We start from the raw sequence: 11,125 nt of genomic DNA on the forward strand, positions 1-11,125 counted from the left end.
CACGCGTACGCGGGTGGACTGGACGTATTTCCTGTATGGTCGCCCGACCACGGACGGGCGAGTTGGGTGACAGAAGCGGCCACAGTTCCAGACGGGACCGCCGGCACAGGGTATTGCCGAACTGATGGCCGATCAATAAGGTTCCCCCGATCTAAGATCACTGCGCCATCACAGGTTGCTCATCACTTCTCCTTGAGGCGCTCGGTAAGAGGGGGCGTCGAGGTGGCTTCTGGCCTGCGGTGGTTTGCGACCGTGCGCAGACGGATATGGGGGCGTGGACTTACGGTGGCGACGGCAACCGTCGCCGCTTCCGCGATGGTCGTGCAGATGGCCGTCGCCCAAGGGGTGCCCGAGTACCACTACAAGGGCAAGCTGTGGAGCGCCGGGCCGACCTACAAGACGCCCAGCGTCGGCGGGCATCCCCTGACAAGACGTACCGTCGAACTCCCCAAGAGCGTCCAGCCGCTGCGGACCTACCGGCCGGCCCGCCCGGCGTGGCCGAGCGCCGGCAGCAGCACGGTCGCGCTGATGCGTATGACTCAGTCCTCGAGGTCAGCTTCGAAGCACAAGGCCGGTGGCGAGCCCGCGGCCTCCCCGGTGCGGGCCGGGGCTCTGCCGGTGTGGGTCGGCCCGGCGAAGAAGGCGGGAGCGGGCTCGAGAACGCCGACTTCGGTGCGCGTAAGAATGGCCAGCCATGCTCAGGTCCAGGCGGCCGGAGCCAACGGGATGCTGGTCGGCTTCGGACGCGGCGATGGCGCTCCGTCGTCGGGGCGGGTGGCGATCACCCTGGACTACTCGGCCCTGGACAAGGCATACGGCGGCGGGTGGGCATCCCGCCTGCATCTGGTGTCCGTACCAGGCTGCATCCTGACGACGCCTCAGAAGGCCGCCTGCCGGGTGCGCACCCCGCTCACCTCCGCCAACGACCCGGTCGCCAAGAAACTCACGGCCACTCTCGACCTGCCCGGCGCAACGTCTTCAAGTACTGTCCGCGCGGGGATCCACGCCGACACCACGTCCAGCTCCACCTCGATGGCGCCGATGACCGCCGTCGAGGCGATCTCCGGTACCTCCGGCTCGCAAGGTGACTACACGGCGACCAGCCTGGCCCCTTCGGGCGCCTGGAGCGCGACCGGGACCGGCGCGTTTACCTACTCGTACCCGATCTCCGTGCCGCGCTCGCTCGGCGGATCCGCGCCCGGCGTCGCCCTCTCCTACGACTCCCAGTCCGAGGACGGCGAGACTTCGGCCCGCAATTCACAGTCATCGTGGGTCGGTGACGGCTGGTCGTATTCACCCGGCTTCATCGAGCGGTCCTACAAGCCCTGCAAGCAGGACGGAATCAGCAATTCCAGCGACTTGTGCTGGGGCGGCTGGGCCGCCACCCTCTCTCTCAACGGCCACTCCGGCACCCTGGTTCGCGACGACTCCAGCAACTCGGCCACGCCGACCGCGACTCAGACCTGGCACCTGCAGGGGGACGACGGAACCAAGGTCGAGGAACTCGGCGGGGCGGGCAACGGCCTGTGGAACGGCGAGTACTTCAAGGTCACCACGACGGACGGCACCGCCTACTACTTCGGGCTCAACCACGCCCCCGGGACCACCTCGGACCCGGCCACCAACAGCGCCTGGGGTGAGCCGGTCTACAGCCCCAACTCGCAAGACCCCTGCTACGACTCCAGTCAGGGCAAGAACTCCCAGTGCACCATGGGGTACCGGTTCAACCTCGACTTCGTCGTCGACCCGCACAGCAACGTGCAGCGGTACACCTACGCCACCGAGACGAACTACTACGACCGGGGCGGCGGCCAGGTGGCGGCCTCCGGCGGTTCAGGAACGCTGACCAAGTACATCCGCGGTGGCTACCTGACAGAGATCGACTACGGCTATCAACTGACGGACGAGATTGCCGGGAGCAAGCCCGGCGCGCGCGTTCTGTTCAATACGGCCCAGCGCTGCCAGACCTCGTCGACGTTCACCGACTGCTCGTACTCGAACCTGAACAACTCGACCGCCACCAACTGGCCGGACGTCCCCTATGACCTGAACTGTCCCTCCACGGACGTCACCTCCGGCACCGGATCGAACGTCTGCCTGACAACCGCGCCTTCCTTCTGGTCCACCTACCGGCTGGATTCGATCGTCACGCAGGTCAACGCCGGCGGCACGCTGACGAATGTCGACACCTATCAGCTCAACCAGACCTACTCCGATGCCGGAGGCACGGTCGATCCGGTCACCGGCCAGTCCGGCAAGGACTCGGCCGACCAGGGCGAGTTGCAGTCGGTAATGTGGCTCAGCTCCATCCAGCACACCGGTGACGACACCACCGGCGGTGGCAGCAGCAGCGCGATCACACTGCCGAAGGTCAGCTTCCTCGGTACCGAAATCGACAACCGGGTCGACGGCGGCAGCCAGCCCCCGCTGTTTCACCCGCGGATTTCCTCCATCACCACAGAGACCGGCAAGTCCATCGCCGTCACCTACGACGATCCGGACTGCTCCCGACTGAACAACACGATGCCGTCGGCACCCGACGCCGACACGATGTCCTGCTACAACGTGTACTGGACCACCCCTGGCGGTGTGAACCCGGTCTCCGACTGGTTCAACAAGACCAGGGTCAAGACGGTCGACGTCTCCGACGCCACCGGTGCCGGCTCGCCCATGCAGGTCTCGAACTACACCTACTCCGGACCCGCCTGGCACCGCGACGATTCCGAACTGACCGACGACACCCACCGTACGTGGGACCAGTTCCGCGGCTACCGCACCGTCACCGTCACCACCGGTGCAGCCCCCGATCCGATCACGCAGACGACCACCACGTACCTGCAGGGCATGGACGGCGACCTCCGCGCGGACGGATCCAAGCGCTCGGTCACCGTGACGGACAGTGCGGGCGACAACGTCACCGACAGCGACTGGCTGACTGGGACCCCGCTGGAAGCCGATACCTACTCGCAGGCTAGCGGCAGCGTCGACGCCAAACACATTAATCTCCCGCAGAGTTTCACCACCACCGCGACCCACAGCCGCGGCTCCTCGTTGCCCGCGCTCGTCGCCCGCATGATCAAGACCAGTCAGCAGCGGAACTACGGGCTTCTCTCGAGCGGCATGTGGCGCCAGTCCGAAACAGACACGTCGTACAACAACGCTGCGATGCCCACCACGGTCGACGCCAAGGGCGACGTCAGCGTGGCATCCCAGGAGAAGTGCGCCACCACAAGCTACGCCACCCCGCCCAGCGGCAACTCGATGATGCTCGCCTACCCGGACGAGATCCTCACGGTCGCCGGCCCTTGTGGCACCACACCGAGCGCGAGCAACACAGTCTCTGACAAGCGGGTGTTCTACGACGGCGACGGAACCGTCGCCAACCCCGGAACACTCGGCCACTTGGGCACCACCGGCAACCTGACGGCCACCCAGGTCATCACGGGCTACAGCAGCGGCACTGCCACGTACCGCACGACCCAGGCAACCGCCTATGACAAGTACGGGCGCGCCACCCAGGTCCAGGACGCGGCCGCCAACACCACCAAGACCACCTTCACCCCCACCGCCGGACAGCTGCCGACTCAGGTCGTCTCCACCAACCCGCAGGGCTGGAACACGACCTCCGTCATGGACCCGCTGCGCGGCCTGACGCTGACCAGCACGGACCCCAACGGCCGTGTCACAACCGTCGACTACGACGCACTCGGCCGCCGCACCGCGATGTGGCTACCGGGACGCCCGACCTCACAAAGCGCCAGCAGAACGTTCACCTACGCCGTCAACGGCACGACAGCACCCACCACAGTCACCACCAACACCCTGCGCGACGACGGCAACTACAGCACTGCCATCACCATCTACGACGGCATGCTGCAGCCGCGCCAGGAGCAGTCCACCACCGCCAACAACCAGGCCGGACGGCTGATCTCCGACACGTTCTACGACAGCCACGGCTGGGCTCGGAAGGCCAACAACACCTACTACGAGAGCACCACCTCTCCGACCACCACCATGTGGGTCGCTAACGACACCCAGGTGCCCTCGCAGCAGGTCACCGTGCACGACGGACAGGGCCGCACGACCGCCACCCAACTGTGGTCCAAGGGAACGCAGCAGTGGCAGTCCACCATCGCCTACCCGGGCGTCGACCGCACCGACACCACTCCCGCCCAGGGGGGCACGGCGACCTCCGCCTTCACCAACGCCCTCGGCCAGACGACCGCGACCTGGAAGTACGACGACACGGCCACTCCGACCGGCAAGGCATCGGACGCGATCGTCACCAGCTACACGTACACGCCCGCCGGCCAGGTCGCCACGATGAGCGACAATGCGGGCAACACCTGGAGCTACACCTACGACCTGCTGGGCCAAGAGATCAAGCAGACCGACCCGGACACCGGCACCACGACGTTCGACAAGTACGACCAGCTCGGCAACCTGCTGCAGACCACCGACGCGCGCGGCCAGACGCTCTCATACACCTACGACGCGCTGGACCGCAAGACCGCCGAGTACTCCGGCGCCTGGTCCGCGACCCCGGACACGAGCAAGGAACTCGCGTCCTTCAGCTACGACACCTTGGCCAAGGGACACCCCACCTCCTCGACCCGCTACGTGGGCGGCGCAGGCGGAGACGCCTACACCCAGGCCATCACCGGCTACACCACCGACTACCAGCCCACCGGCGCCGCCACCACCATCCCGACATCAACCGGCTTCCCCAGCAACAACACCGGCACCAACTCCAACACCTACAGCGTCAAGTACAGCTACACCCCGATCATGGGACTGCTCTCCGAGACCGACTACGGCGCGGACGGCAGCCTCCCCGCCGAAACCGTCGGCTACGGCTACGACCTGCAGGGCCTGCTCGACGGATTCGGCGGCACCAGCACCTACCTCGACACCACCAACTACACCCCGCTCGGCCAGGTGACCGACACCAGGTGGGGGCTGTACGGAGAACAGGTCGAGCCGACGTTCTCCTACGACGGCGCCACCGGCCGCGTCACGCAATCCAGCGTGAACCTGCAGACCAGCTCCACCTCCGCGCTCGACGTCACCAGCTACCGCTACAACCAGGCCGGAGACGTCACCGCCATCTCCGACAGCCAGTCCGGCGGTACCACGGACACCCAGTGCTTCACCTACGACCAGCTCAACAGATTGACGACGGCGTGGACCGACACGGCGGGCCTGACCTCGGCCGGAGTCGGCAGCACCGGCGGATGCACGACCAGCACCCCAGCAGCGTCGACCATCGGCGGCCCCGCCCCGTACTGGCAGTCCTACAGCTACAACGCGCTCGGCGACCGCACCCAGCAGGTCCAGCACGACACCTCCGGCAACACCGCCAACGACCTCACCCGGACGGCAACCTACCCGGGCAGCGGCACGACCGCCGCCACCCTGCCGAACACCGCCACCCAGATCACCACCACCGGGCCGAACGGCACGGCGACAATGACGCCGCACTACGACGGAGTGGGCAACACCACCGGCCGTACGGTCACCACGACGGGTCCGCTCGTCTCCGGCCTGACCCGCTCGGGCACGAAGCTGTGCGTCGACGACTCCTCGTCCGGCACCACCGACGGCAACAAGATCCAGATCTACACGTGCAACGGCACCAGCGCCCAGCAGTGGACGATGGGCACCGACGGCACGGTTCGCGTGCTCGGTAAATGCCTTGATGTGTCAGGCGGTGGAACGGCCAACGGCACCAAGATCGACCTGTACACCTGCAACGGAGGTGCCGGTCAGCAGTGGAAGGCCGGTGCGAACGGCTCACTGGTCAACCCGGCCTCCGGAAAGTGCCTGGACGATCCGTCGTCCTCGACCACCAACGGCACACAGTTGCAGATCTATACGTGCAACGCGACGTCGGCGCAGCGCTGGACCAACGTGACGATGGGCAATGTCCTGCCCGGCGCCACGCAGTCGTTCGCCTACGACGCCGAGGGCCGCACGGCCTCGGTGACGACTCCGTCCGGCGGCAAGGACCAGTCCACCAGCTATCTCTACGACGCAGGCGGCAGCCTGCTGCTGCAGACGACGCCGACCAGCAAGATCCTCTACCTCTTCGGCGGCGCCGAGCAACTCACCCTCACCACGGGCGCGGGAACAGTCTCCGGCCTGCGCTACTACCCCGGTCCGGACGGCGTCACCGAGGTCCGCTCCTCCGACGGCACTTTGGCCTACAAGGTGTCCAACGTTCAGGGAACGGCGACAACCGAGATCGCCGCCTCCAACCTCGCGGTCACCCGCCGCTACTTCGACCCCTACGGCAACCCCCGCGGCCCCCAGCCCACCGCCTGGGCAGACAACCACGGCTACCTCGGGAAACCCACCGATGCCACCACCGGTCTGGACCTGCTCGGCGCCCGCAACTACGACCCCGTCCAGGGCCGATTCCTGACCGCCGACCCCCTGATGGAGGCTGGCGACCCCAACCAGATGAGCGGCTACTCCTACGCCGCCGACAACCCCGCGAGCAGCAGCGACCCGACTGGTTACGACGACTGGTACAACGACCCGTCGATGAACGTGTGCGTCATCGACTGCGGTAGCAGCGGCACCGATAACTCCGGTGGCGGCACAGGGGGCGGCGGCACCACCTCCTCCAGCGGAGACACCACAGCGGCTCCGGCCGCTGCCCCGGCCTGCAACGTCGCGTCGAAGTTCGGCTGCGATGTCTACAACGCCTACCAGATGGGGCATCACGGGCCGCCAACTTCGGGAAAGCTCAAGGATTTCGTGGCCGGCATGCTCGATGAGGCCCTACAGCAGCTTGAGCAACTCTCGCCGGGCGGGGCGATGATGAACTCCGCACATGACCTGGCGAACGGTATGGCCCCGGGCATTGTGGGCCCGCCGGCGTACGTAGCGCCGCGCCATGCAGTAGCGCACGCCCTGCACGCACACACCAACACGGACGCGTACAAGGCCGGCAAAGCCACGACAGTCATCTTGGAGGTGGCAGCCAGCGGCGGCGATGCCCCTGAGGGAGCCGTCGCGGCCATCGCCGACGCCCGCGACACCCAGGACGCGATCGCAGCCGCGGCCGAGGTCAAGAACGTCATCAGCGAGACCACGGAGGAAGCCACAGCAACCGCCGCAGTTCCCAGCAAGCCCAGCACCGGAGCCTCCGGCAACGGTGAAGGAGGCTGCAGCTTCAGCCCATCGACCCGCGTATTGCTAGCGCAAGGCAAGACCAAGGCGATCGCTGCGGTCAAACCCGGCGACAAGGTAGAAGCCGGAGACCCGACAACCGGCAAACGCCGGGGGCCCCGCACCGTCCAGCACGTATGGATCAATCACGACCACGACCTCCTCGACGTCACGATCCGCACCAAGGACGGCCACACCGCCACCCTTCACACCACGGCCAACCACCCCTTCTGGGACGACACCACCCACAGCTGGGTCCCCGCCGGAAAGCTCCGCCACGGCGACGCCCTCAGCACCGCGACGAACGGCCACGTCTACGTCGCCGCCACCCACACCACACCGGGCACGGCGAATCGCTGGAACCTCACCGTTCAGCAGCTCCACACGTACTATGTGCTGGCGGCCGGCACACCGGTCCTGGTACACAACAGTAACGGCCCTACTATTGCCTGCTCTGTTCCGGCGGCCGGTGGACCAGGCGAGGGAATTCCGCGGTCAGCAGCGAAGGCGCAGGCGCTTTCGGATGCTGGAGTTCCCGAGGGGTCGGATCCCCTGGAGTCGGGGTTCACGCCGTCGACAACGAAAGAATCGCAAGGCGGTAAGCAGTTGTTCGACGAGAACTATCAGCCCATTCATTTCCCCGAGGAGTTCTATCTCACAGGCGATGGGGAAATCGTGGTCTACCAGGACCATTACACAGGTCACAGCTATGGTGCCGGTGGGGTCGGTGATCAGCCTCCCCATGTGCATGTCCGTCCGTACGATGACCAGCGCAACGGGGTAGTCCCTGGCGCCCAGGAGCACTATTACTATGATCCATCCTTGGGTTAGTTTCTTGGACCCCGATAGTCGCATTCGGGATCTCTATGGGAAATTTCCGGAGCGATCTGAGGTGCAACTGCAATCGTTGCACCTCAGGCCTGCGGGTCCGACGATCCTCATGAGGGTGGACCTTCCCACCTTTCCTGAGAAAGTTCCGGCTGCATGGGTTCAAGCTGGCTGTGACACGGTGCAAGCGACGCTAGAATTCCTGGCCGTAGAAGAGGTTAGTGCGTCGCTCCCCCGACTACCCAGGGAAGTCGAGATCTCTGGGCGCTCCCTGGGTGGGCAGATGGCTGCCTTCAAGGTCACTGGCCAGGATATCGATGTGCGGTTCCATGCTGTAGGACGACTGCGCGCTGGGCATGTGAGCGCATACCGCCGCACTGTCTCAGACGATGCTGAAAAAAGTCGGAGGCATTTCTTCCTGGGGGTGGTGGACAGTATGCGCTATCAGGCGATTCCTGATCCGTGGGAGGAGGCATTCCATGGGAAGCTTTGATGAATTTGTCCGTTTTTCTGCAAAGCTATCGGGTGAATGCATCGGACCCAATTCACTTGCTGCGCTGTCCGGCTTCAGCCTGATTTCAGTGCATGTCGGCCCCGACCCGATCGAACTTGTGATGACTTTCGAGTCCCCGAACCCTGATGACGATTCGGAATTGAATGCGGTAAGATTCAGTGTCGTTTTTGAACAGGTAAGTGACTTGGCTATTTGTGGATATGGCTACGAGGGTCCTTCTGAACTGATAACAGAGCCTACCGGCAAACATGTTGCCCGCTTTGGCGGCATGGATTCGTACCTCTCCTTTCGGTTTGGAGCGGTAGGTGTCGCCGGAGTTCGACGCTTCAAAATGGCCTGGGATGCTTGAATTACCTTGCCGCTGTGCCGGCGGTGTGAGAGACCTCTGCGCTGGCAGGAAATGCAGACGACCTCGATCTACGGAAAAGTGGAGAACGAGGAAGGCGGGAAGGCGGCGTTCCTCTCTGTCCGGGGCGACCGCGACCGCGCCTCGATGGGTGATGATTCCGCGCTGACGCTTCGTCGGGATTAGTATCACTGGGTTACGCGCTGTCGCGCCTGTTGAACCGCTCGCTCACGCCTGAGCAGACGCCAGTTCGTCATGCCTGGGCTTGCAGGTCGGTGTCTGTGCTCAGGTGGTATTCGCGGCACGGATGAGGCGGTCTCGGCAGCAGATTCTTGGCATACGCCGACAGGTGTCTCAGAGGAAGAGCTTCCCTTGCGCCACCGCGGCCGTATCGTCAGCGGTCAACTCGCCCCTCGGACACTCCTTATAACGATACGCAAGCGAGGGCCTCGACCTAACGGTCGCGGTCCTTGTTGCGTTGTCGTATGTGATCGTGATGCCCGGGGCGTCGTAGAGGGGTTCCTTCTTGTCAGCGTCGGCGGCTTGGATACGTTGAGCGATGTCTCCGAGTCTCTCAGTAATCTCCGGATCTGATCGGCGGTGAGGGGTGGTTCCTTCTTCCGGGTGACGCTGGGCAGTGCGTCGAGCTTCTTCTGTGCCGCTTCCCTGTCACGTTGTGCGTCGTTGATCCACTGGGTGACGACGGCTGGGTCGGCTCCGGAGTCGAGGGCGGCCTGATAGCGGGCAAGACGCCGCTCGCATTCCTTGAGAGCTTGGCGGGCTCGGGCCTGCTCGGGGGTTTGGGGCTGCGCGACGCTTGCCGCAATGCTGGCCTGGCTGAGTGCGGTGATCGTGGCGGTGAGCCGCTTGGGGGCGGAGGCGCGGGCGATCCATGCATCCAGTGCCCGGCAGACGATGTGATCGAAGAGGGCTGCATCTCGCGTCCGCACAGAGTGCACTTCAGCCGTCCTCGCAGGACGTAGGGCCGCCGGCCGCTTCGCCGGTTGGGGCGTTCCTGCCGCTGGTAGGCGCGGGCGCGCTGTTGCCTTGCGCCACCAGACCATGGTCTTCGAGCGACAGTTCGGGAAGGACCGGGTGAAGCTCGCCTCGGAAGACCGAGCCTTCCTCGCCGCTCTGCTGGTGCCGCTGCCGCGCCAGGTTCTGCGTCGGCTCCGGTTGCTGGTCCAGCCCGACACCGTGCTGCGATGGCACCGCCACCTGATCAAGGAGCGCCATGCCCGCACCTGCCGACCGCAGAGCCGGGCCGCCCGCCCACCATTCGCTCGATCCGCATCCTGATCCTGCGCCTGGTCCGGGAGACCCCTTCGTGGGGCTGCCGCAGGGTGCACGGCGAACTCGCCACCCTCGGCATCAGGGTCGCCGCCTCCACCGTCTGAGAGATCCTCAAGAACGAGGGGATCGACCCCGCGCCCGAACCGGGCCGCCACGACCTGGTCCGACGTCCTGCACTCCCAGGCCGACGCCATCCTGGCCTGCGACTTCAGGCTGACTGTTCAGTCATAGATCCGATTACGCGGGTATGGGCATGCCAAGAGGGGGGTGATTCGTCCGCCGTCGGCGGCGCGACACTCACGTGTTGGGCGCTCCTGTCCGCAGGCCGTCCATGATCAGGTCGAAGAGCCGGGTGGCGCGTGAATGCCAGTCGTCGTGCGGGTCGAGCTGCCACAGACCTGTGATGGCGAGGAGGAAGTCGTCCGCGGTGACTCCGGGCCGGATGGTGCCGGCTTCCTCGTTGGCGCGAAGCAGGCGTTCCGCCGCGGAGGCCACCGGCGTGGGGGACGGCTTCGCCGGGCCGCCCGGTGTGCCGGTCACCTGCCGGAGCGCGTCGGCCAGTCCGGCTTTGGCCATGGCGAACTCGGAGAGCCGGTCCATCCAGGCGCGCAAGGCCTCGTCGGGTGCCCGGGTCACGAGAAGGCGGTCCGCACAGTCCGCGACCTGCTGCATTTCGTGGCGGTAGATTTCGAGGACGAGTGATCCGCGATTGGGGAAGTTGCGATAGAACGTGCCCTGTCCGACGCCGGCCTTCTTGGCGATCGCGCTCAGCGGGGTGTCCGCGCAGTGCGACAGTTCGGCGAGAGCCACTTGCAGGATGCGCTCGCGGTTGCGTTGCGCGTCCGAGCGCCGGGGTGAGTCCTTCTGCTGAGGCACTCGTCCTCCTCGATGGTTCGCGACCGAACCTCGCCCTTGCTAAGCGGACAGCTGTCCGTTAGATTTTCCTGTAGTGGACACCTGTCCGCTTA

At 65.6% G+C, this 11,125-nt stretch carries 5 protein-coding genes and 1 pseudogene; 4 read left to right on the plus strand and 2 right to left on the minus strand.

Translation table 11 applies throughout. The annotated features are described in order from the left end of the window. The first annotated feature begins 285 nt into the window (after window positions 1-285). The 3 genes from N8I84_RS32890 to N8I84_RS32895 are packed head-to-tail and all read left to right on the plus strand — an operon-like array spanning window position 286 to window position 8,867. Complete coding sequence (locus tag N8I84_RS32890) at window positions 286-8,007, plus strand: ricin-type beta-trefoil lectin domain protein (RefSeq protein ID WP_263233055.1); 7,722 nt, start codon at window positions 286-288, stop codon at window positions 8,005-8,007. Then, the gene (locus N8I84_RS43210) at window positions 7,988-8,497 is read left to right on the plus strand and encodes an Imm50 family immunity protein (RefSeq protein WP_390898972.1); all 510 of its coding nucleotides are present in this window, start codon (window positions 7,988-7,990) and stop codon (window positions 8,495-8,497) included. The genes N8I84_RS32890 and N8I84_RS43210 overlap by 20 nt, the downstream gene beginning before the upstream one ends. Beyond that, window positions 8,484-8,867 (plus strand): hypothetical protein, encoded by a 384-nt coding sequence (locus N8I84_RS32895; protein ID WP_263233057.1) that lies wholly within the window; start codon window positions 8,484-8,486, stop codon window positions 8,865-8,867. Before N8I84_RS43210 ends, N8I84_RS32895 begins: the two co-directional genes overlap by 14 nt. Before the next feature lie 957 nt (window positions 8,868-9,824). Here N8I84_RS32895 and N8I84_RS32900 read toward each other — a convergent pair. Further along, window positions 9,825-10,100 carry a hypothetical protein gene (locus N8I84_RS32900; RefSeq protein ID WP_263235074.1) on the minus strand — a complete coding sequence of 92 codons (276 nt, stop codon included), beginning with the start codon at window positions 10,098-10,100 and terminating at the stop codon, window positions 9,825-9,827. On the opposite strand from N8I84_RS32900, the pseudogene N8I84_RS32905 reads away from it, so the two are divergent. After that, window positions 10,005-10,367, plus strand: a pseudogene (locus N8I84_RS32905) (helix-turn-helix domain-containing protein); the annotation flags it as partial. The gene N8I84_RS32900 and the pseudogene N8I84_RS32905 overlap by 96 nt on opposite strands. A gap of 87 nt (window positions 10,368-10,454) precedes the next feature. Here N8I84_RS32905 and N8I84_RS32910 read toward each other — a convergent pair. After that, window positions 10,455-11,033 (minus strand): TetR/AcrR family transcriptional regulator, encoded by a 579-nt coding sequence (locus tag N8I84_RS32910; RefSeq protein WP_263233059.1) that lies wholly within the window; start codon window positions 11,031-11,033, stop codon window positions 10,455-10,457. Window positions 11,034-11,125 lie beyond the last annotated feature (92 nt).

Origin of the sequence: Streptomyces cynarae (genome assembly GCF_025642135.1) — a bacterium.
GTDB classification, from domain to species: domain Bacteria; phylum Actinomycetota; class Actinomycetes; order Streptomycetales; family Streptomycetaceae; genus Streptomyces; species Streptomyces cynarae.